Source organism: Pseudomonas sp. R4-15 (assembly GCF_055768815.1).
The window spans coordinates 4304420-4324867 of the sequence record NZ_CM147293.1; the positions used below are offsets into that span (position 1 = coordinate 4304420).

21 protein-coding genes are annotated in these 20448 nt (G+C 66.1%); 11 read left to right on the forward strand and 10 right to left on the reverse strand.

What is annotated here, in order from left to right:
- Positions 1-24 precede the first annotated feature (24 nt).
- From ACYRGX_RS20750 to cysZ, 3 genes are all read left to right on the forward strand, one after another.
- Positions 25-318 carry a DUF1244 domain-containing protein gene (locus ACYRGX_RS20750; protein WP_473054313.1) on the forward strand — a complete coding sequence of 98 codons (294 nt, stop codon included), beginning with the start codon at positions 25-27 and terminating at the stop codon, positions 316-318.
- Positions 318-656 carry a HopJ type III effector protein gene (locus tag ACYRGX_RS20755; protein WP_473056745.1) on the forward strand — a complete coding sequence of 113 codons (339 nt, stop codon included), beginning with the start codon at positions 318-320 and terminating at the stop codon, positions 654-656. The genes ACYRGX_RS20750 and ACYRGX_RS20755 overlap by 1 nt, the downstream gene beginning before the upstream one ends.
- A gap of 213 nt (positions 657-869) precedes the next feature.
- On the forward strand, positions 870-1622 hold the full coding sequence (cysZ, locus tag ACYRGX_RS20760; protein WP_473054314.1) for a sulfate transporter CysZ: 753 nt from the start codon (positions 870-872) through the stop codon (positions 1620-1622).
- Positions 1623-1640: 18 nt separating this feature from the next.
- Here the strand turns inward: cysZ and arsH are convergent, their stop codons facing one another.
- The 5 genes from arsH to ACYRGX_RS20785 all read right to left on the reverse strand — a co-directional run bounded on the left by arsH (position 1641) and on the right by ACYRGX_RS20785 (position 5159).
- Positions 1641-2327 (reverse strand): arsenical resistance protein ArsH, encoded by a 687-nt coding sequence (gene arsH / locus ACYRGX_RS20765; RefSeq protein WP_473054315.1) that lies wholly within the window; start codon positions 2325-2327, stop codon positions 1641-1643.
- 14 nt (positions 2328-2341) lie between these two features.
- Complete coding sequence (locus ACYRGX_RS20770; RefSeq protein WP_473054316.1) at positions 2342-2812, reverse strand: arsenate reductase ArsC; 471 nt, start codon at positions 2810-2812, stop codon at positions 2342-2344.
- A gap of 18 nt (positions 2813-2830) precedes the next feature.
- The gene (locus tag ACYRGX_RS20775) at positions 2831-4114 is read right to left on the reverse strand and encodes an arsenic transporter (RefSeq protein WP_473054317.1); all 1284 of its coding nucleotides are present in this window, start codon (positions 4112-4114) and stop codon (positions 2831-2833) included.
- Between the two features lie 12 nt (positions 4115-4126).
- The gene (locus ACYRGX_RS20780; protein WP_473054318.1) at positions 4127-4471 is read right to left on the reverse strand and encodes a metalloregulator ArsR/SmtB family transcription factor; all 345 of its coding nucleotides are present in this window, start codon (positions 4469-4471) and stop codon (positions 4127-4129) included.
- Between the two features lie 208 nt (positions 4472-4679).
- Positions 4680-5159 (reverse strand): YajQ family cyclic di-GMP-binding protein, encoded by a 480-nt coding sequence (locus ACYRGX_RS20785; protein WP_473054319.1) that lies wholly within the window; start codon positions 5157-5159, stop codon positions 4680-4682.
- Positions 5160-5256: 97 nt separating this feature from the next.
- Between ACYRGX_RS20785 and ACYRGX_RS20790 the strand changes: the two genes are divergently transcribed.
- The 4 genes from ACYRGX_RS20790 (at position 5257) to ACYRGX_RS20805 (ending at position 9834) form a co-directional block, all read left to right on the forward strand.
- Positions 5257-6183, forward strand: coding sequence for a putative 2-dehydropantoate 2-reductase (locus tag ACYRGX_RS20790; protein ID WP_473054320.1), 927 nt, complete (start codon positions 5257-5259; stop codon positions 6181-6183).
- A gap of 79 nt (positions 6184-6262) precedes the next feature.
- Positions 6263-8260, forward strand: coding sequence for a sensor histidine kinase (locus ACYRGX_RS20795; protein WP_473054321.1), 1998 nt, complete (start codon positions 6263-6265; stop codon positions 8258-8260).
- Positions 8261-8270: 10 nt separating this feature from the next.
- Positions 8271-8843, forward strand: coding sequence for a cob(I)yrinic acid a,c-diamide adenosyltransferase (locus tag ACYRGX_RS20800; RefSeq protein WP_473054322.1), 573 nt, complete (start codon positions 8271-8273; stop codon positions 8841-8843).
- Positions 8836-9834, forward strand: a complete 999-nt coding sequence (locus ACYRGX_RS20805; RefSeq protein ID WP_473054323.1) for an ion transporter — start codon at positions 8836-8838, stop codon at positions 9832-9834. The genes ACYRGX_RS20800 and ACYRGX_RS20805 overlap by 8 nt, the downstream gene beginning before the upstream one ends.
- 25 nt (positions 9835-9859) lie before the next feature.
- On the opposite strand, the gene amn is transcribed toward ACYRGX_RS20805, so the two are convergent.
- Positions 9860-11323, reverse strand: a complete 1464-nt coding sequence (gene amn / locus ACYRGX_RS20810) for an AMP nucleosidase (protein ID WP_473054324.1) — start codon at positions 11321-11323, stop codon at positions 9860-9862.
- A gap of 634 nt (positions 11324-11957) precedes the next feature.
- Between amn and mqo the strand changes: the two genes are divergently transcribed.
- Entirely contained in the window at positions 11958-13463 is a 1506-nt protein-coding gene (gene mqo / locus ACYRGX_RS20815) for a malate dehydrogenase (quinone) (RefSeq protein ID WP_473054325.1), read from the forward strand.
- A 49-nt stretch (positions 13464-13512) separates the two neighbouring features.
- Here the strand turns inward: mqo and ACYRGX_RS20820 are convergent, their stop codons facing one another.
- From ACYRGX_RS20820 to ACYRGX_RS20830, 3 genes are read right to left on the reverse strand one after another with little or no spacing between them, the layout of a single operon-like run.
- Complete coding sequence (locus ACYRGX_RS20820) at positions 13513-13809, reverse strand: RnfH family protein (RefSeq protein WP_473054326.1); 297 nt, start codon at positions 13807-13809, stop codon at positions 13513-13515.
- Entirely contained in the window at positions 13802-14236 is a 435-nt protein-coding gene (locus ACYRGX_RS20825) for a type II toxin-antitoxin system RatA family toxin (RefSeq protein ID WP_473054327.1), read from the reverse strand. The genes ACYRGX_RS20820 and ACYRGX_RS20825 overlap by 8 nt, the downstream gene beginning before the upstream one ends.
- A 10-nt stretch (positions 14237-14246) precedes the next feature.
- Positions 14247-15650: a sodium-dependent transporter gene (locus ACYRGX_RS20830; protein WP_473054328.1), complete on the reverse strand. Its 1404-nt coding sequence runs from the start codon at positions 15648-15650 to the stop codon at positions 14247-14249.
- A 189-nt stretch (positions 15651-15839) separates the two neighbouring features.
- On the opposite strand from ACYRGX_RS20830, the gene smpB reads away from it, so the two are divergent.
- Positions 15840-16322 carry an SsrA-binding protein SmpB gene (gene smpB, locus ACYRGX_RS20835; protein ID WP_473054329.1) on the forward strand — a complete coding sequence of 161 codons (483 nt, stop codon included), beginning with the start codon at positions 15840-15842 and terminating at the stop codon, positions 16320-16322.
- A gap of 78 nt (positions 16323-16400) precedes the next feature.
- Here the strand turns inward: smpB and ACYRGX_RS20840 are convergent, their stop codons facing one another.
- Positions 16401-17168 carry an FCD domain-containing protein gene (locus ACYRGX_RS20840; RefSeq protein ID WP_473056746.1) on the reverse strand — a complete coding sequence of 256 codons (768 nt, stop codon included), beginning with the start codon at positions 17166-17168 and terminating at the stop codon, positions 16401-16403.
- 293 nt (positions 17169-17461) lie between these two features.
- On the opposite strand from ACYRGX_RS20840, the gene ACYRGX_RS20845 reads away from it, so the two are divergent.
- Together ACYRGX_RS20845 and lldD are read left to right on the forward strand one after the other, a co-directional pair.
- The gene (locus ACYRGX_RS20845; protein WP_473054330.1) at positions 17462-19156 is read left to right on the forward strand and encodes an L-lactate permease; all 1695 of its coding nucleotides are present in this window, start codon (positions 17462-17464) and stop codon (positions 19154-19156) included.
- Between the two features lie 96 nt (positions 19157-19252).
- Positions 19253-20404, forward strand: coding sequence for an FMN-dependent L-lactate dehydrogenase LldD (gene lldD / locus ACYRGX_RS20850; RefSeq protein WP_473054331.1), 1152 nt, complete (start codon positions 19253-19255; stop codon positions 20402-20404).
- The last annotated feature ends 44 nt before the right edge of the window (positions 20405-20448 follow it).

Genomic DNA, 20448 nt, shown 5'->3' on the forward strand with positions numbered 1-20448 from the left:
TAGCCATTCCTGAGAGCCAACGACATGACCGAGCAACAACGCCTCGAACTCGAGGCTGCCGCCTTCCGCGCCCTGGTCGCACACCTGCGCATGCGGACCGACGTGCAGAACATCGATCTGATGAACCTTTCCGGCTTTTGCCGCAATTGCCTGTCCAAGTGGTACAAGGCCGCCGCCGACGAACACGGCGTGGAACTGGACATGGAACAGGCCAAGGAAGCCGTCTACGGCATGCCCTATGCCCAGTGGAAAGCCCAATACCAGAAAGAGGCCAGCGCCGAGCAGCAGGCGGCCTTCGACAAGGTGAACAAACCGTGATGACCCTCGAACAACTGCGTGACAGCCTGACCAGCGGCGAGCACCGTTTCGCGGATACCCTGGCCTTCATCGAGGCGCGCTACGCCTATACCCCCAGCGCCTTCGTCAACGGTGGCGTGGCGAATGCCGCGGGACAGAACGAAGGCTCCTGCAAGACCCTGGCGATGGCCTGCCTGGAGGGGCTGAGCAACGAGCAGGCATTGCTCGCCTTCGGCGAACATTACCGCGCCGTACTGGACCATCCCGAGGGCGACGATCACGGCAATATCCGTGCGCTGATGCAGCATGGCCTGGCCGGCGTCAGCTTCTCCAGCCAGCCCCTGCGTCTGCGCGGTTGAAAAAAAGACGCCGCGCCCAGCAATGGGCGCAGCGTCGAAGGGAGAAAAGGGAACCACCGCAGCAAGGCACTCAGGGGTCGAGGCAAACGGTGGTTCCGCAAAGGGTCGAAACGATCGATGGCGCTATGCTCGCTTACCGCCGCGCCCATCGGAAATCGATGCTTTCAATCCCGCCGATAGCTTCGATGCATCGGCAAGTCGCTGGAGAGTCTTATGTCAGTCCCGCTACTGCGCGGCCCCGACTATCTGCGCGAGGGCCTGCAACTGGTCCTCAGTCCCGGCCTGCGCGCCTTCGCCATCCTGCCGATTCTGGTCAACCTGCTGCTGTTCGGCGCGCTGATCGGCTACGGCTGGCACCGCTTCGGCCTGTGGGTCGATGCCCTGATGCCGAGCCTGCCCGACTGGCTGGCCTTCCTGCAGTACCTGCTCTGGCCATTGTTCGTGCTGCTGGTGCTGCTGATGGTGTTCTTCAGCTTCACCCTGCTCGCCAACCTGATCGCCGCCCCCTTCAACGGATTTCTCGCCGAGAAGGTGGAAGCCGTCGAGCGCGGCGTCGACCTGGCGCCTCCCTTCGCGTGGAAGGAACTGATCGCCATGGTCCCACGCACCCTGGGCCGCGAGATGCGCAAGCTGGGCTATTACCTACCCAGGGTCGCCGGCCTCCTGGTGCTGTCCTTCATCCCCGGGCTCAACCTGCTGGCGACACCGCTGTGGCTGGCGTTCGGCATCTGGATGATGGCGGTGCAGTACGTCGACTACCCCGCTGACAATCACAAGATGAGCTGGCAGGACATGCTCGCCTGGCTGCGCGCCCGGCGCTGGCAGACCCTGGGCTTCGGCGGCGTGACCTACCTGGCGCTGCTGGTGCCCGTCGTCAATCTACTGGTGATGCCGGCAGCGGTGGCCGGCGCCACATTGTTCTGGGTGCGCGAGGGCGGGCTACCGAGCGGCGATGGCAAAGCCTGAGTCGACTCGAGCCAGCGCTCAGATCGAGCGCTGGTTGACCCGCTGCGAGAGCGCCTCAGCCGACTCCTTGCGCTCGGAGTAGCGGTCCACCAGCTCCGGGTGATCACGCAGCAGATGGGTGAAACGCACCAGTTCCTCCATCACGTCCACCAGGCGGTCGTAGTAGGACGACGGCTTCATGCGGTCGTGCTCGTCGAACTCGAGGAACGCCTTGGGCACCGAAGACTGGTTGGGGATAGTGAACATGCGCATCCAGCGTCCCAGCACGCGCAACTGGTTGACCACGTTGAACGACTGCGAGCCGCCGCATACCTGCAGCAGCGCCAGGGTCTTGCCCTGGGTCGGGCGCACCGCGCCGAGCGCCAGCGGCACCCAGTCGATCTGCGCCTTGAACACCGCCGACATCGCCCCGTGGCGCTCCGGCGAACACCACACCTGGCCTTCGGACCACTGCATCAGCTCGCGCAGCTCGACCACCTTGGGGTGATCGGCCGGCGCGTCATCGGGTAACGGCAAGCCGGCGGGATCGAAGATCCGCGTCTGCGCGCCAAAGCGCTGCAACAGCCGTGCGGCCTCCTGCACCAGCAACCGGCTGAACGAGCGCGGCCGGTTGGAGCCGTACAGCAGCAGGATGCGCGGCGCCGGCGCGTCGGCCTGCGGCTCGCGCAGCAGGCTTTCATCGAGGTTCGGTAGTTCGTGGGACACAAGAAACTCCTGGATCAGAGCGTCGCGATGCGTTGCAGCTCGCGCGCCAGTTCGTCACGCGTCAGGCGCTCGAAGGGCAATCCGAAGAACGCCCGACAGCGACGTTCTATGCGTGCCAGGGTGGCTTCGAAAGCCGCGCGAAGCTCAGCTTCCGAGCCCTCGACCGCCGAAGGGTCGCGCAGCCCCCAGTGCGCCTTGAGCGCCGGACCGAAGTAGACCGGGCAGGGTTCGCCAGCAGCCTGGTCGCAGACAGTGATGACGATGTCCGGCGGGCTTTCGGCGAAGGCGTCGTTGCCCTTGCTGGACAAACCTTCGGTGGAGATGCCAGCCGCCTGCAGGGTCTGCAAGGTACGCGGTAGCACCCGCCCACCGGGGAAGGCACCGGAACTGACAGCCTGGAAACCCGGCGGCGCCAGGTGGTTGAACGATGCCTCGCAGAGGATGCTGCGGCAGCTATTGGCAGTACACATGAAGAGAATTTTCACAGTCGCCTCCGCGGCGTCTCAGAGGCTCAGGCGCAAGGCCAATGCCGACAGGGTCAACAGCAGCACCGGCAGCGTGAGAACGATGCCGACGCGGAAGTAATAGCCCCAGCCGATGACGATGCCCTTGCGTGCCAGCACGTGCAGCCAGAGCAGGGTCGCCAGACTGCCGATGGGGGTGATCTTCGGACCCAGGTCGCAGCCGATGACGTTGGCGTAGACCATCGCCTCGCGGACCACGCCGCTGGCTTCGCTGGCGTGGATCGACAGCGCACCGATGAGCACGCTGGGCATGTTGTTCATCACCGAGGAGAGCAACGCGCTGAGCAGCCCGGTGCCCAGCGCCGCGGCCCACAGACCGTGCCCGGCCAGGCCATCGAGCAGCACGGTGAGTCGATCGGTTAGCCCGGCATTGCGCAACCCGTAGACCACCAGGTACATACCCAGGGAAAACACCACCACCTGCCAGGGTGCGCCACGCAAGATTCGCCCGGTGGAAATCGTCTTGCCACGCGCAGCGATCACCAGCAGCACCGCCGCACAGAGGGCCGCCACTACGCTGATCGGCACGCCCAGCGGCTCCAGGGCGAACAGTCCGAGCAGCAGCGCCAGCAGCACGCAGCCACCGCCGAGGAAGGTCGCGCGGTCACGGATGGCCTCTTGCGGCGCCTTCAGCGAGGCCAGCTCGTAGTTCGCCGGGATGTCATGCCGGAACAGCCACCAGAGCATGCCCAGGCTGGCCGCCACGCTGACCAGGTTGACCGGCAGCATCACCGCCGCATACTCGCCGAAGCCCAGCTCGAAGTAGTCCGCCGAGACGATGTTCACCAGGTTCGAGACCACCAGCGGCAGGCTCGCGGTATCGGCGATGAAGCCCGCCGCCATGACGAAGGCCAGGGTGGCCGCTGGCGAGAAGCGCAGCGCCACCAGCATCGATACCACAATCGGTGTGAGGATCAGCGCGGCGCCGTCGTTGGCGAACACCGCTGCCACCGCCGCCCCCAGCAGCACGCTGAAACCGAACAGCCGCGCACCGCTGCCGCCGGCCCAACGCGCCACGTGGAGCGCCGCCCACTCGAAGAAACCGGCCTCGTCGAGCAACAGGCTGATGATGATGATGGCGATGAAGGTCGCCGTGGCGTTCCACACGATGCCCCAGACCACCGGAATGTCGGCCAGGCCGACGACGCCGGCAAGCAGTGCCAGCGTCGCACCCAGTGCGGCGCTCCAGCCGACGCCCAGGCCGCGCGGCTGCCAGATGACCAGTACCAGGGTGAAGACGAAAATGGCCAGTGCGACGAGCATGCGACCTCCGTCTCAGCAGCAGGCGGCCACGCGCAACGGGCGTTCACCCATCAGCGCGAGGCGTTCGCGATCGGCGCCAAGCCAGTCCCCATGGGCAGCCAGTGTGGCCTGCAGCACCTCCCGCGCCCAATCCGGCAGATCCGGGTTGATCCGATAGTGGACCCATTGCCCCTGCCGTCGATCCAGCAGCAGGCCACTCGCTCGCAACTGCGCCAGATGACGGGAGATCTTCGGTTGGCTCTGCCGCAGAGCGCAGACCAGTTCACACACGCAGAGCTCGCCTTCGCCAGCCAGCATCAGCGCGATGCGCACGCGGGTCTCGTCGGCCAGGCACTTGAACAGTTCGTGAGGATTCATAGCGAGCACACGAATATACGGAAATCCGAATATACGGAAATCCATATGAAGAGGCAAAGTCCGCAGCGAACATCCCCTCCCCGATACGTGCGGGCGTCAGGCAAGCGCGCTCTGCGCGGGCGCGTGTCCAAGGCGAATCGGAATGAAAAAGCCCGTCATCGACGGGCTTTCTCTGGCGCAGAACCGCGGGCGTCGCAGCGCCTCGCACTCAGTCGCGGAAGTTGTTGAACTGCAGCGGCATGCCCAGTTCCGCGCCGCGCAGCAGCGCGATGACCTCCTGCAGGTCGTCGCGCTTCTTGCCGGTGACGCGCACCTGCTCGCCCTGGATCGCGGCCTGCACCTTGCACTTGGAGTCCTTGATCAGCGCGACGATCTTCTTCGCCAGGTCCTTGTCGATGCCTTCACGCATGACGACCTCCTGCTTGACCACCTTGCCCGAGGCGTAGTGATCCTTCACTTCCAGGCACTGGATGTCGATCTTGCGCTTGACCATCGCCAGCTTGAGGATTTCCAGCGTCTGCTCGAGCTGGAATTCCGCCTCGGCGGTCATGGTCACGGTCTTGTCGTTGAACTCGAAGCTGCATTTGCCGCGCAGGTCGTAGCGACGATCGAGCTCCTTCATCGCGTTGTCCACGGCGTTGGTCATCTCGTGCTTGTCGAGTTCGGAAACCACGTCGAATGACGGCATTGAACATCTCCCATTGGCGCCGGACAGGCAGCCGGCTTGACGATTGCGAAAGCCGATCATTATAACCGCTGTTCCCCCGCATCGAGCTGCCACCATCATGTCCTCCCCCTCCGTCACCTGGCACGTCCTCGGCGCCGGCAGCCTGGGCACCCTCTGGGCCACGCGCCTGGCCCGTGCCGGACTACCGGTACGCCTGCTGCTACGCGATGCGCGCCTGGCCGAATATCGCGCCTGCGGTGGCCTGACGCTGATCGAGGACGGCATCGCCAGCCAGGTACCGCTGATCGCCGAGAGCGCTAGCCGCGCCGGCCCGCCCATTCGTCGGCTGCTGCTCGCCTGCAAGGCCTATGATGCCGGCGAGGCGGCGCAAGCTCTGGCCGCACGCCTGGCGCCGGAAGCCGAGGTGCTGTTGCTGCAGAATGGCGTGGGCAGCGCCGAAGAGGTCCAGGCGGCATTACCGCGGGTGAACTGCGTGCGCCTCGTTTCCACCGAGGGCGCCTATCGCGATGCACCCTGGCGCTACGTGTTCGCCGGTCGTGGCGAGAACTGGCTGGGCAGCCTGCCGGACACCCCACCCCCGGCCTGGCTCAAGGAGTTGCAGCTCGCCGGCATTCCTGCCGCCTGGTGCAACGACATCGAACGGCGCCAGTGGCGCAAGCTGGCCTTGAACTGCGCGATCAACCCGCTCACGGTCCTGCTGGACCGCCGCAACGGCGCGCTGCGCGAGTACCCCCAGGCACTGCGCCCGCTGATCGCCGAACTGGGTGCGCTGCTCGCCGCCCGCTTCGACGCCAGCGCTGCGGACGACCTCGAGGAACGCGTGTTCCAGGTCCTCGAAGGCACCGCGCTGAACTACTCCTCCATGCATCAGGACGTCACCGCCGGGCGTCGCACGGAGATCGCCTACCTGCTCGATCGCGCCCTCGCCGAAGCCGACCGCCTGGCCCTGCGCGCGCCCGCCCTGCGAACCCTGCAGCGGCGCCTGCGGCAGCATCTGGCCGCCCTCGGTCTGCCCGGCGTTTGATCCGGCAAGCGGAACTGGCCCCGCGAGCGAGGCCTCGCTACCCTGAAGCACTGTAACGAATAGCCCAACGAGCCCTCGCATGCCCCTTCGCCAGCGCCTGGAGAACCTGCCCGTCGGCCGCAAGCTGCTCGCCGCGCTACTGGTCGTGCTGGCCACGTTGCTGGTGGTGGCCAACCTGGCCTTCGTCAGCGCGGCCTACTGGATTTCCCAGCAGAGCATGGCGCCCCAGGCGCTACAGACACTGGCCTCACTGATCGCTTCACCCTCACTGAGCGACGACGCGCTCGCCTCCCCCGCCGCTGCCAACCAGTTGCTGCGCCGCCTGGAGCACTATGCGCCGCTGCGCGCGGCAGCGATCTACGCGGCAGACGGGCGCCGCCTCGGCCAACTCACCCAGGGTCCGCAGATCGAACTGCCGAACACCGCCGCGGATCTCGAAAGCTGGCGCAACAGCGAATTCCGCGTGAACCTGATCGCCGAGTTGCCACGCCCGGACGGTCCCCCCGGGACCTTGCTGCTGGTCGCCTCCAGCGAGCTACCGGGGGCGTTCTATACCGGCACCCTGACCGCCAGTCTGGTGATCCTGACGTTCTCCCTGCTGATCTGGGTCGCAGTCGCACGGCAAATCCGTCGCCTGGTGACCAAACCCATCCGGCGCCTGGAAGAGCTTTCGCGCCAGGTGACCCGCGAAGAGAACTACGCGCTGCGCGCGCGTCCCGGCAACCAGGACGAGATCGGCAGCCTGGCCGAGGCCTTCAACACCATGCTCTCGCGTATCGAGGCCCGCGAGCAGCAGCTCAAGCGCGCCCGTGACGATGCCGAGGCCGCCTCCGAGCAAGCGCGCGGGCTCGCCGAGGAAACCCGCCTGTCGAACCGCAAGCTGGCCCTGGAAGTCCAGGTGCGCAGCAAGATCGAGCAGAAGCTCACCGGCTTCCAGAAGTACCTCAACAACATCATCGACTCGATGCCCTCGGCGCTGATCGCCGTGGACGAGCAGTTCTACGTGGCCCAATGGAACCAGGCCGCCACCGAACTCTCCGGCACCTCACTGGAGGATGCGCTCAACCAGCCGGTGTTCCTCGCCCTCCCCGCGCTCAAGCCCTATCTCGAGCAACTGCGCGATACCCTCTCGCGTCAGCGCGTGGAGACCATCGAACGGGTCGCCTGGCCCGGCGACGAGCCGCGCTTCTTCGCCCTCACCTTCTACCCGCTCACCGGCAGCGCCGGGCGCGGCGCGGTGATTCGCCTGGACGACATCACCCAGCGCCTGGGGCTGGAGGAAATGATGGTGCAGTCGGAGAAGATGCTTTCGGTCGGTGGCCTCGCGGCCGGCATGGCCCACGAGATCAACAACCCCCTTGGCGCGATCCTGCACAACACCCAGAACATTCGCCGACGCCTGTCGGCGGAGTTGCCGAAGAACCAGGAAGTGGCCGAGCAACTGGAGGTCTCGCTGGAGCAGGTGAATCGCTACCTGGAGGCTCGCGAGCTGCCGCAACTGCTCGACGGCATCCACCAGGCCGGCAGCCGCGCGGCGAAGATCGTCAGTCACATGCTCGCCTTCAGCCGGCGCAGCAACCGCGAGCTGCAGGCCTGTCCGCTGCCGGCGGTGATCGACCAGGCGGTGGAGATCGCCGGCAACGACTTCGACCTCTCCGACGGTTTCGACTTCCGCGGCATAGACCTGGTCCGTGAATTCGACCCGCAACTGGCGGAGGTCCCCTGCATCGCCAACGAACTCGAGCAGGTGCTGCTCAACCTCTTGAAGAACGCAGCCCAGGCGATCCACCAGCGCGACGACGAGCGCCCCGGGCGCATCGTCCTGCGCACCCGCTGCAGCCCGCCCTGGGCGGAGATCCAGGTCGAGGACAACGGCGTGGGCATCCCCGAGGCCACGCGCAAGCGCATCTTCGAGCCGTTCTTCACCACCAAGGAAATCGGCCAGGGAACCGGACTGGGCCTGTCGGTTTCGTATTTCATCATCACCAATAACCACAAGGGCCAGATGGAAGTGCAATCCACCCTTGGCCAAGGCACGCTGTTCACCCTGCGCCTGCCGCTCATCGCTTCCAGCTAGGAAAACGGACATGGGCAATCGCCTGTCGAAAATCTATACCCGTACCGGCGATGCCGGTGAAACCGGCCTGGCGGGCAACCGCCGGGTCGCCAAGAGCCATCCTCGCATCGAGGCCATCGGCGAGGTCGACAGCCTCAACTGCGACTTGGGCCTGCTGCTCGCCGAACTCGCCGGGGGCCCCGCCCAGGCCGAGGTCGCGAGCGCACTCGCACCCTGCCAGCACCGCCTTTTCGACCTCGGCGGCGAGTTGGCGATGCCCGAGTACCAGGCCCTGCAGGAGGGCGAGGTGCAGCGTCTGGAAGCGCTCATCGATCACTGGAACGAGGAACTGGGGCCGCTCACCAATTTCATTCTCCCCGGGGGGCCACGGTCGGTGGCCCAGGCCCATGTGTGCCGTGCCCGGGCCCGCAGCGCCGAGCGCCGGCTCGCCGCGCTGGCGGCGGAGGAAAGCGTCCGACCGCTTTGCCTGGCCTACCTCAACCGCCTTTCCGACCTGCTGTTCGTCGCGGCCCGCCTGATCGGCCGCCGCCTGGGCGCCGAAGAAGTCCTCTGGCAGGCCGCCGAGGCCCCGGCGCATGCCTGAACCACGCCGCCGAGAGGCCCTCCACGCAGCCTGGGAAGCGCTGGTGCTGCTGGCGCTGGCGGCCAACCTGGCGCTGCTGCTGTTCGACTCGCTGTACCTGCTCGGGGGTTTCCGTCAGGCGCTGGCGAGTCTTTCGCCGGACTTCGAGCGCTGGTACGCGCATGCCGTCCATGCACGCTTCCTGCAGATCGACCTGGCATTCGTCGCGCTGTTCGTCGTCGACGTCCTGCTCGGCTGGGGCGTGGCGCTCTACGAGCGGCGTTATGCGCGCTGGTACTACTATCCGTTCGCCCACTGGTACGACGTACTCGGCTGCATCCCGCTGGCCGGCCTGCGCTGGCTGCGCGTGCTGCGCATCGGCGTGCTGTTGCTGCGCCTGCAGCGCCTGGGAGTGATCGACCTGCGCAACTGGGCGCTGTACCGCCTCCTCGACCGCTATTACCAGTTACTGCTCGAAGAGCTCTCGGACCGGGTGATGGTCAAGCTGTTCGGTCGCCTGCAGCAGGAACTCGGTAGCACCGACGACCTCTCGCGACGCATCCTCGACGAAGTGGTGCGCCCACGCCGCGGCGCCCTCGCGGCGGACATCGCCCGACGTCTGCAGGGCATGCTCGATGAGGGCTATCGAAGCAATCGGGGCGCCCTGGAAGGCTACGTGGGCCGGGTGATCCACCAGGCGGTCGGCGAATCGCCACAGTTACGCAACCTGCGCCAGTTGCCGATGGGCGGACGGGTGGCGGATGCGCTGGAGGAAACCCTGGCGGACATTGCCCGGCGCCTGCTCGAAGCCAGCGCCCGCGGCCTGCGCGAGCCGCAGGCCGCGCACCTCGCCGAACGCCTGTCACAGAGCCTGCTGGACGCCTGGCTGCAGGAAGCCCCGGAGCACAGCTATGCGCTGGAAGCCCTGCTGGTGGATGTGCTGGAGGTGTTCAAGCAGCAGTTGCTGGACCGCCGCTGGAGCCGCTTCGTCGGCCCCCAGCCGCCGCTCTGAGCGACGGCCGGGGGTGTAGTCGTGCCTAGCGGAACGGCGGCTCGTCGAAGCTGCGCAGCTTGCGCGAGTGCAGCGAGTTGAGCTGACTGCGCATCAGGTCGAGCGCGGCGATGCCGATGGTGAGATGCTGGCTGACGGCACGCTGGTAGAACGCATTGGCCGAGCCGGGCAACTTGATCTCGCTGTGCAGCGGCTTGTCGGACACGCACAGCAAGGTCCCATAGGGCACCCGCAGGCGATAGCCCTGGGCGGCGATGGTGCCGCTCTCCATGTCCACCGCGACGGCGCGCGAGAGGTTGATCAGCGGTCGCTCGTGGGCCCAGTGCAATTCCCAGTTGCGGTCGTCGTAGGTCAGCACGGTGCCGGTGCGCAAGCGCTGCTTGAGCGCCTCGCCCTGGTCGCCGGTGACCTGCGCCGCGGCTTCCTGCAGGGCTTGCTGCACCTCGGCCAGCGCGGGGATCGGAATGTGCGGCGGCAGCACCCGGTCGAGAATGCCGTCGCAGCGCATGTAGGCGTGCGCCAGCACGTAGTCGCCGATGTTCTGCGACTGCCGCAGGCCACCGCAGTGACCGATCATCAGCCAGCAGTGCGGACGCAGCACGGCAAGGTGGTCGGTGATGTTCTTCGCGTTGGACGGGCCGACGCCGATGTTCACCAGGGTGATGCCGTGGCCATCGTTGGCAATCAGGTGGTAGGCGGGCATCTGGTAGCGATGCCAGACCACCGCATCGGCGATCTGCTGGGCATCCTGCTCTGACGTACCGCGCTCGATGATCACGTTGCCCGGCAACACCATGCGCACGAAACGCTCGTCCTCGTGCAGGCGCTGCAGGCCATAGCGGATGAACTGGTCGACGTAGCGGTGGTAGTTGGTCAGGAGGATCCAAGGCTGCACGTGGCGCCAATCGCTACCGGTGTAGTGGATGATGCGGCGCAGCGAGAAATCGGTACGCGCGGCATCGAACAGCGCCAACGGCAGCGCGTCGGAATCGGTCCAGTCGTAGAGACCGTCGGCGATCGCATCGGTGGCCGCGGACAGGTCGGTACTGGGGAACACCCGCGCCAGCGCCGAGGCGGTCACGCCGGTGCCGGCCAGCTCGTCGCCCTGCTCGACGACGTAGGGGTAGGGAATGTTCTGCTCGCTGGGGCCGACCTCGACCTCGACGCTGAAGTCGCTCATCAGCGGGCCGAGTTGGTCGAGCAGGTAACGACGGAACGCCTCCGGCTGGGTAACGGTGACCCGGTAGACGCCAGGCGTCTGTACTTTGGCGTAGGCACGGGTGGTGGAAGGCACCTCACCGTGGCAGTGGTAGGTCAGGCGCAGCATCGGATAGCGAAACAGCGCACGCTCGGTGGCGTCCGGTTCGACGCGGTCCTTCAGATAACGCTTGAGCGCCTGGCTCAATGCCCCGGTGGCTTTGCCATGCAGGGCCGCGAGCAGATCGACGGCCTCTTCGGGGCTGCTCGCCCGAGTGAACAGATCGGACATGGTGACTCCCTTACGCAGGATTGCACGGGCATCTTGCCTGCTTCACAAGACGAAGGGGAACATCGACATAAGACCATCGGCTAAGAAAACCTCACCAACCGCGCCACTGCGGCAATTTCGCCGGTATACTCGGCACCCGATTATAAGGACGTCTCCTGATCGGGTTCCCCCGCCAGGTGTTGGATCGAGGATACGCCGGGCGCTACCGGAAAAGCCTTTTCCGCATTGCCCCTGCTGCCCCCCTTCCACTCGCCGCGCTCAGGCCCACAGAGAGCCGCCACTATCGTGCTGCCGCCAGGCAGACCGCCCGCTCCGCAACCGCCCGTTGCGTCCTCGGATCACCCTCGAGGCCAACGCGCCACCGCGTCAGTCCCTGGGCGGTCGGTGGCAGAGCGACCCTTTTCGAGGTTCACGACTCCAAAAGAGCGTGCAAGAGACGGTTATTCACAACTTCACGAGAGTGTGGCGAGCAAACATGAACTTTTTCGTGCCTGAAACACGCACCATCACCAGCGGCGCGCCGCCGGGACATTCGCTCAATACCTGAACCCATGGAGTGGGCCGCAGCCCTCCCCCCTGGCCGCCTGACGCGCATCGGTGCGGCCCCTGGTATCGCGAATCCTGGAGACGCCTGATGGCACATACCGAAATCGAAACCGTTGACGTTCTGCTGGTCGGCGCCGGCATCATGAGCGCGACCCTGGCGACCCTGCTCAGAGAGCTCGATCCGCAACTGCGCCTGCAATTGGTCGAGGCCATGGCCAGCGGCGCCGCGGAAAGCTCGAACCCCTGGAACAATGCCGGCACCGGCCACGCCGGACTCTGCGAGCTGAACTACACCCCGCAGGGCAAGGACGGCGAAATCGACACCCAGAAGGCGTTGCACATCAACGCCCAGTTCGAGGTGTCCAAGCAGTTCTGGGCGCACCTGGTCGACCGCGGCGCATTCGCCCCGCACGACTTCATCAGCCCCATCCCGCACCTGAGCTATGTCGAGGGTGAGGCCGGCGTCGAGTTTCTGCGCCGCCGCTTCGAGGCGCTGCGTGGGCACCATGCCTTCGAAAGCATGCAGTACACAGAGGACAAGGCCACCCTGGAGCAGTGGATGCCGCTGATGATGCCCGGGCGTCCGGCCGATCAGAAGATCGCCGCCACCCGCGTGGAACAGGGCACCGACGTCAACTTCGGCGCGCTCACCCAGGGCATGCTCTCGCACCTGGACAATGGCCCCTCCAGCGAGGTGCGTTACAACCAGAAAGTGGTCGACCTGGAACGCCGCGACGGTGGCTGGCGCGTGCGTATCAAGTCCAGCACCGACGGTAGCGAACGCCAGGTGCAGGCGCGCTTCGTGTTCCTCGGCGCTGGCGGCGCCGCCCTGACCCTGCTGCAGGCCTCGGGCATCGAGGAAGGCAAGGGCTACGGTGGTTTCCCGGTCAGCGGCCAGTGGCTGCGCTGCGACAACCCCGAGGTGGTGCGCCAGCACGAGGCGAAGGTCTATAGCCAGGCCGCCGTGGGCTCGCCGCCGATGTCCGTTCCGCACCTGGATACCCGCGTGGTGGACGGCAAGAAGTCGCTGCTGTTCGGCCCCTACGCCGGCTTCACCACCAAGTTCCTGAAGAGCGGCTCGCTGCTCGACCTGCCGCTCTCCGTGCGCCCGGCGAACATCCTGCCGATGCTCGCGGTGGCGCGCGACAACCTGGACCTGACACGCTACCTGATCAAGGAAGTACGCCAGTCCATGGACGACCGCCTCAATGCACTGCGCCGTTTCTATCCGCAGCTCGATCCCAAGGACTGGCGCCTGGAGATCGCCGGGCAGCGCGTGCAGATCATCAAGAAGGACGCCAAGAAGGGTGGCGTGCTGCAATTCGGCACCGAGCTGGTTTCGGCCGCCGACGGCAGCCTGGCCGCGCTGTTGGGTGCCTCTCCGGGAGCCTCGGTGACCGTGTCGATCATGCTCGACCTGCTCGAGCGCTGCTTCCCCGAACAGACCCGTTCGCAAGCCTGGGCAAGCAAACTGGCGGAGATCTTCCCGGCCCGCGAGCAGGCCCTGCAGGAGGATGCCGAGCTGTACCGCGAGGTCAGCCGGGCGAGCAACGCGCGCCTGCACCTGGGCAGCGAGCAGCCCGTCGACGCCTGAGGAAATCGGGTATGAAAAGACCGCCCTTGGGCGGTCTTTTTTTGTGCGTTCAGCGCGCCTCTTTCGCCCGCTCGGCACGTCGCCGGCGTGCCTCCTTGGGATCGGCGAGTAGCGGCCGATAGACCTCGATCCGATCCCCCTCTTCCAGCACGTACCGCTCCGGTGCCGGCAAGCGCTTACCGAACAGCCCCAGCGGGGCATGGACGAGATCCAGCTCGGAAAATTCCGCCTGCAAGCCGCTGGCGAGCACCGCCGTGCGGGCATCGCTGCCGGCAGGCAGGCTCAGGCGCAGCAGACGCTGGCGGTCCGCCAGGGCGAGCACCACCTCGACCGTGACCTCAGCCATACAGCTGCTTGGCGCGCTGGCAGAAGGCATCCACCAGGGTATTCGCCGCCTGGTTGAACAACGGTCCGAGGGTCGCCTTGACCAGCGGCCCGGCGTAGTCGAAGGAGAGATCGAGGCTGATCTTGCAGGCCTTGTCGGTCAGCGCCTTGAAGGTCCAGACGCCATGCAGCTGGGTGAAGGGGCCTTCCTCCAGCTCCATGACGATACCCGTTCCGGCCTGCAGTCGATTGTGCGTGACGAAGCGCTGGGAGATGCCTCCCTTGGCCACCGTCAATGCGGCCCGCATGTGCTCCTCGTCCACCTCCAGCACTTCACTGGCCGAGCACCAGGGCAGGAACTGCGGATAGCTCGGCACGTCGTTGACCAGATCGTAGAGCGCCTGGGCGGGGTACGGCAGCAGTGCTGAGCGTTGGATATGCGTCGTCATGCGAAACCTTTCACTTGATGAGTTCGGCCACGAACACGACCGCCACGCCCAACGGCGCAACGACCCGCATGACCCAGAGCACGAGCGGGAAGAGCCTTGGCGAACGCAGCGAGAGTTCGTCGCGCAACGCACCGCGGCCCATTACCCAGCCGGCGAACAGCACGAAGGCCAACCCGCCGAGCGGCAACATCAGACGGCTGGTGAGGTAGTCGATGCTGTCGAAGAAATTGCGGCCACCCGCTGCGCCCCATTGGAACAGATGGAAGCCATCCTCGCCAAACACGAAGAACTTGGCCTCGGCCCCGAGGTTGAAAGAAAGCACCGTGCCCATCCCCAGCAGCCAGCAGAACAGCGCCAGAACCGCGGTCACCTGGGCGCGGCTACGGCCGCTGCGCTCCACCAGGTAGGCCACCGCCGGCTCGAGCATGGAGATCGACGACGTCCATGCGGCGACCAGCACCAGCACGAAGAACACCAGGCCCATCCATTGCCCGAAGGCGATGTTGCCGAAGGCGATGGGCAGGGTGACGAACATCAACCCCGGGCCTGCGCCCGGCTGCATGCCACCGGCAAAGACGATGGGAAACAGCGCCAGACCGGCGGTCAGGGCGACCAGGGTATCGAGCACGCCGACGGTCAGCACGGTGGCGCCGATCGACGCCTGGCGCGGCATGTAGGCGCCGTAGACCATGATCGAGCCGACCCCGACGCTGAGGGTGAAGAACGCGTGTCCCATCGCTGCCAGCACGCCGGGCAGGATCTTCGACGCATCGAAATGGAAGAGGAAGTCGAAGCCTTCGCGGAAGTGCCCGGTCGTGAAGCTGTAGCCCAGCAGCACCAGCAGCAGCACGAACAGCAGCGGCATCATCACCCGCAGGCTCTTCTCCAGCCCAGCCACCACGCCGCGCGCGATGACCACCGCGGTCAGCACCATGAACAGGCTGTGCCAGAGCGTGAGCCGCCAGGGATCGGCGGTCAGCGCGCCGAACGCAGCGCCAGCCCCCTGCGCATCGATGCCGGTGAAACGTCCGCGGGCCATGCCGACGATGTAGTCCAGCGACCAGCCGGCCACCACGCTGTAGAAGGACAGGATCAGCAATGCCGCGAACATCCCCAGCAGCGCCGCCCAGGACCAGCGCGGCGTCGCCCCCGCCTGCTCGGCCAGACTGCGCAGCGCGTTCACCGGACTCTGCCGACCCCGTCGACCGATGACCGCTTCAGCGAGCATGATCGGCATGCCGACCAGCACGATGCACACCAGGTACATGGCGACGAACGCCCCACCGCCGTAGACGCCGGTCATGTAGGGGAACTTCCAGATATTGCCCAAGCCCACCGCCGAGCCAGTGGCCGCGAGGACGAAGATCCAGCGGCTGGCCCAGGTACCGTGGATGGAAACTTTTTCGCTGCCCATGCCCATATCCATGATCTGCAAAGAAGGGCAGGGAGCAGCTGTCTGCCCCGCTACGGCCCGGAAAATGGCCGGCGCGATGGCCGGCCGAAAAAAGACCGGGCATTGTCCGGGATCGAGCCACCCGCCTCAAGCGGACAAACGCACGCAGCTGTCGCCAGGCGTCTGGCGACACCCTATAATGCGCCGCCTATGAGCAAGCAAAATAAACATCCGCAGGGCAGCATCGCGCTTAACAAGAAAGCGCTGCACGACTTTTTCATCGACCAGAAATTCGAGGCCGGCATGGCCCTGGCCGGCTGGGAAGTGAAGAGCTTGCGCGCCGGCAAAGCACAATTGGTGGACAGCTACGTCCTGCTCAAGGATGGCGAAGCCTGGCTGATGGGTTGCCACATCACGCCGCTGACCACCGCCAGTACCCATGTGATCGCCGACCCCACGCGCACCCGCAAGCTGCTGCTGAACAAGCGCGAACTGGATCGCCTGTTCGGTGCCGTACAGCAGAAGGGCTACACCTGCGTGGCGCTGTCACTGCACTGGAAGAAGCACCTGGTGAAGTGCGACATCGCACTGGCCAAGGGCAAGAAGCAGTTCGACAAGCGCGACACCGAGCGCCAGCGCGACTCCGACCGGGAGATCCAGCGCGCGATCCGCAACAAGGGCAAGGCCGAGTAGTCGTCCGGACCTGTTCACCATCGAGCGCACCTCGGCCGAGCAGCCTTGAAGCGGCTCGAACGAGACCGTGAAGACCTCTCAGCCCTCCCGACGACGCTGCGCACGTGCCGTGCGCACGACTTCCTGGTGCGCTTCGTCGAGCACTTCCTGCACGTAGTCGATGTGCTGTTGCGCCACGTCCCGCGCCTCTTCCGCGCGCCCCTCGGCAATCGCCCGGAACAGTGCGCTGTGCTGGGTCATGAGCATGTCGCGGGTCTCCCCGCGCTGGGCGTACATCCCGCCGATGTTGGTCACCACGTTGCGCTTGAGCAAATCGAACAGCCCACGAATGGTGTGCAGCAGCACCGCATTGTGGCTGGCCTCGGCAATGGCCAGGTGAAAACTGGCGTCCGCCTCCCCCTCCTCCGCGCGGCTCACCCGCATGCTGCCGGCGTAGCAGGCCTGCAACGTGTCGTAGGCTTCGCGCAGGCGCTGCAGGTCCAGGGGCGTAGCACGTAGCGCCGCATAGTAGGCACAGGAACCTTCGAGGGTGTGGCGAAACTCGAGGAGGTCGCGCTGGGCGTCGCTGTTGTTCTCCAGCAGGTGCAGCAGCGGATCGCTGAAAGTGGAGCCGAGCCCCTGCGCGACATAGGTCCCGCCTCCCTGGCGACTGCTCAGCAGGCCACGCGCGGCGAGCTTCTGGATCGCCTCGCGCAGCGAGGGTCGCGACACACCGAAGCGCTCGGCGAGCACACGCTCGGCCGGCAACCGCTGCCCCGCCTTCAGGGTACCTTCGAGGATCATCGTCTCCAGTCGCTCGACGATATCGTCGGAGAGCCTGCGCTGGCGAATCTGCCCTATTTCCATGCCGTTCATTCCCACTGGTATGACCATCCACCCTTCGTGCCTTGCACGTCCGGGCAAGCCTACAGCCGCCGCAACGCAAAGGGACTAGACCAAAGTATGAGCCCCCCATATTGACGCTAGAAGGAGCCGGCTCTTACTCTGAGGTCATCGCGCTGTAAATTGGTCTTACCAATTCTAGCGATCACACACGACAACTCAAACAAGATTCGTGAGGAAACCATGCTGTCGACCCAGCCCGCGTCCCCGTTCACCTTCGTATACGCGCTTGCGCGCCACTGACCGGGGAGCACGCCATGAACCCGGGAATACTCGCACTCTTCGCCTTCGCACCCATCCTGCTCGCCGCCGTCCTGCTGATCGGACTGCGCTGGCCCGCCAGTCGCGCCATGCCGGTGGTCTACCTGTTCACCGCGGCTATCGGCCTGCTGGTCTGGGACATGAGCTTCACCCGCATCATCGCTTCCACCCTGCAGGGCCTGGTCATCACCATCGGCCTGCTGTGGATCATCTTTGGCGCGATCCTGCTGCTCAACACCCTCAAGCACTCCGGCGGGATCACCGCGATCCGTGCCGGCTTCACCACCATCAGCCCTGATCGACGCGTCCAGGCAATCATCATCGCCTGGCTGTTCGGCTGCTTCATCGAAGGGGCTTCCGGCTTCGGCACGCCCGCGGCGATCGCCGCCCCGCTGCTGGTCGCGGTCGGCTTCCCGGCGATGGCCGCCGTCCTGATGGGCATGCTCGTGCAGAGCACGCCGGTCTCCTTCGGCGCGGTCGGTACGCCGATCGTGGTCGGCGTCACCAGCGGCCTGGACAGCGCTACCCTGAGCGAGCAACTGCTGGCTCAGGGGTCGTCCTGGAATGCCTTCCTGCAGCAGATCACCAGCAGCGTGGCGATCACCCACGCCATCGTCGGCACGGTGATGCCGCTGGTCATGGCGCTGATGCTGACGCGCTTCTTCGGCAAGCAGAAAAGCTGGAAGGCCGGTTTCGAAGTGCTGCCTTTCGCGCTCTTCGCCGGTCTCGCCTTCACCGTGCCTTACGTCATCACCGGCGTACTGCTCGGCCCGGAATTCCCCTCCCTGCTGGGCGGCCTGATCGGCCTGGGGATCGTCACCACCGCGGCACGCCACAACTTCCTCACGCCGAAGACCACCTGGGACTTCGCCGACGCCCGCGAATGGCCGAGCGAATGGCTGGGCAGCGTGGAAATGAAGCTCGACGAACTCGCCGCACGTCCGATGAGCGGCCTGCGCGCCTGGCTGCCCTATGTACTGGTCGGTGCGCTGCTGGTGATCAGCCGGGTCTTCCCGCAGGTCGGCGGACTGCTCAAGTCGGTGTCCATCAACTTCTCCAACATCCTTGGTGAAGCCGGTGTATCCGCGGGCATCCAGCCGCTGTTCCTGCCGGGCGGCATCCTGGTGATCGTCGTACTGGCGACCTTCTTCCTGCACAGCATGCGTGCCAGCGAGCTGAAAGCGGCGGTGAAGGAATCCTCCAGCGTGCTGCTCAGTGCCGGCTTCGTCCTGCTATTCACCGTGCCGATGGTGCGTATTCTGATCAACTCGGGCGTCAATGCCGGCGACCTGCCGAGCATGCCGATCGCCATGGCGCGTTTCGTCGCCGACAGCGTCGGTGGCATCTATCCGCTGCTGGCGCCGAGCGTCGGTGCCCTGGGCGCCTTCCTCGCCGGCTCGAACACCGTCAGCAACATGATGTTCAGCCAGTTCCAGTACGGCGTGGCGCATAGCCTGGGGGTTTCCGGAGCGATCATGGTGGCGATCCAGGCGGTCGGCGCCGCGGCTGGCAACATGGTGGCGATCCACAACGTGGTGGCCGCCTCGGCCACGGTGGGCCTGCTCGGACGCGAGGGCGTCACCTTGCGCAAGACCGTCTGGCCTACCCTGTACTACGTGCTGGCGACGGGCCTGATCGGCTTGGTGGCCATCTACCTGCTCGGCATCAGCGACCCGCTGGTCGGCGTCTAACGCTCGAATGCACGATGCCCCGCTGCGGCGGGGCATCGTGCATGATGCGGCAAGCCCAGACCAGACGATCGAGCCCTCAACCATCGGTGTGAATACATGATCATCTCTGCCTCTACCGACTATCGCGCCGCGGCCCAACGCAAGCTGCCGCCGTTCCTGTTCCACTACGTCGACGGCGGCGCCTACGCCGAGCACACGCTCAAGCGCAACGTCGAGGACCTGGCCGGCATCGCCCTGCGTCAGCGCGTGCTGCGCAACATGTCCGAGCTGAGCCTGCAGACCCAGCTGTTCGGCGAAACCCTGTCGATGCCGGTGGCGCTGGCGCCGGTCGGCCTCACCGGGATGCTCGCCCGCCGTGGCGAAGTCCAGGCGGCACGCGCCGCCGACGCCAAGGGCATTCCCTTCACCCTCTCCACCGTATCGGTCTGCCCGATCGAGGAAGTGGCCCCGGCGATCAAGCGGCCCATGTGGTTCCAGCTCTACGTGCTCAAGGACCGCGGCTTCATGAAGAACGCCCTGGAGCGCGCCAAGGCCGCCGGAGTGACCACCCTGGTGTTCACCGTGGACATGCCCACCCCCGGCGCCCGCTACCGCGACGCCCACTCCGGCATGAGCGGCCCGAACGCGCCGCTGCGCCGCGTACTGCAGGCCATGACCCACCCGTTCTGGGCCTGGGATGTCGGCCTGAACGGCAAGCCCCACGACCTGGGCAACATCTCCACCTACCGGGGTCACCCCACGGGGTTGGCCGACTACATCGGCTGGCTGGCGAACAACTTCGACCCGTCGATCTCCTGGCAGGACCTGCAGTGGATACGCGACTTCTGGGAAGGCCCGATGATCATCAAGGGCATCCTCGACCCGGAAGACGCCCGCGACGCCGTGCGCTTCGGCGCGGACGGCATCATCGTTTCCAACCATGGCGGCCGCCAGCTCGACGGCGTGCTGTCCAGCGCCCGCGCCATGCCGGCGATCGCCGATGCCGTAAAGGGCGAACTGAAGATCCTCGCCGACTCCGGCATCCGCAACGGCCTCGACGTGGTGCGCATGATCGCCCTCGGCGCCGACAGCGTGCTGCTCGGCCGCGCCTTCGCCTATGCCCTGGCCGCTGACGGCGAGGCCGGGGTCGCCAACCTGCTCGACCTGATCGAGAAGGAAATGCGCGTAGCCATGGTGCTCACCGGCGCCAAGTCGATCGCCGAGATCAGCGCCGACTCACTGGTCCGCGAACTGGGCCCCGCCGCCTGACCCGTAGAGCCGCGCGGCGCCAGGCGCCGACGCGGCCGCTCGCC

Bases quoted from the DNA above. Each gene is read 5' to 3' on its own strand.
- ACYRGX_RS20755 (WP_473056745.1), top strand. From the start codon at position 318: ATGACCCTCGAACAACTGCGTGACAGCCTGACCAGCGGCGAGCACCGT.
- ACYRGX_RS20780 (WP_473054318.1), bottom strand. From the start codon at position 4,471: ATGAATCCTCACGAACTGTTCAAGTGCCTGGCCGACGAGACCCGCGTG.
- cysZ (WP_473054314.1), top strand. From the start codon at position 870: ATGTCAGTCCCGCTACTGCGCGGCCCCGACTATCTGCGCGAGGGCCTG.
- ACYRGX_RS20785 (WP_473054319.1), bottom strand. From the start codon at position 5,159: ATGCCGTCATTCGACGTGGTTTCCGAACTCGACAAGCACGAGATGACC.
- ACYRGX_RS20750 (WP_473054313.1), top strand. From the start codon at position 25: ATGACCGAGCAACAACGCCTCGAACTCGAGGCTGCCGCCTTCCGCGCC.
- ACYRGX_RS20840 (WP_473056746.1), bottom strand. From the start codon at position 17,168: ATGGAAATAGGGCAGATTCGCCAGCGCAGGCTCTCCGACGATATCGTC.
- mqo (WP_473054325.1), top strand. From the start codon at position 11,958: ATGGCACATACCGAAATCGAAACCGTTGACGTTCTGCTGGTCGGCGCC.
- ACYRGX_RS20820 (WP_473054326.1), bottom strand. From the start codon at position 13,809: ATGGCTGAGGTCACGGTCGAGGTGGTGCTCGCCCTGGCGGACCGCCAG.
- ACYRGX_RS20775 (WP_473054317.1), bottom strand. From the start codon at position 4,114: ATGCTCGTCGCACTGGCCATTTTCGTCTTCACCCTGGTACTGGTCATC.
- ACYRGX_RS20830 (WP_473054328.1), bottom strand. From the start codon at position 15,650: ATGGGCAGCGAAAAAGTTTCCATCCACGGTACCTGGGCCAGCCGCTGG.
- lldD (WP_473054331.1), top strand. From the start codon at position 19,253: ATGATCATCTCTGCCTCTACCGACTATCGCGCCGCGGCCCAACGCAAG.
- ACYRGX_RS20825 (WP_473054327.1), bottom strand. From the start codon at position 14,236: ATGACGACGCATATCCAACGCTCAGCACTGCTGCCGTACCCCGCCCAG.
- ACYRGX_RS20845 (WP_473054330.1), top strand. From the start codon at position 17,462: ATGAACCCGGGAATACTCGCACTCTTCGCCTTCGCACCCATCCTGCTC.
- ACYRGX_RS20805 (WP_473054323.1), top strand. From the start codon at position 8,836: ATGCCTGAACCACGCCGCCGAGAGGCCCTCCACGCAGCCTGGGAAGCG.
- amn (WP_473054324.1), bottom strand. From the start codon at position 11,323: ATGTCCGATCTGTTCACTCGGGCGAGCAGCCCCGAAGAGGCCGTCGAT.
- ACYRGX_RS20790 (WP_473054320.1), top strand. From the start codon at position 5,257: ATGTCCTCCCCCTCCGTCACCTGGCACGTCCTCGGCGCCGGCAGCCTG.
- smpB (WP_473054329.1), top strand. From the start codon at position 15,840: ATGAGCAAGCAAAATAAACATCCGCAGGGCAGCATCGCGCTTAACAAG.
- ACYRGX_RS20800 (WP_473054322.1), top strand. From the start codon at position 8,271: ATGGGCAATCGCCTGTCGAAAATCTATACCCGTACCGGCGATGCCGGT.
- ACYRGX_RS20795 (WP_473054321.1), top strand. From the start codon at position 6,263: ATGCCCCTTCGCCAGCGCCTGGAGAACCTGCCCGTCGGCCGCAAGCTG.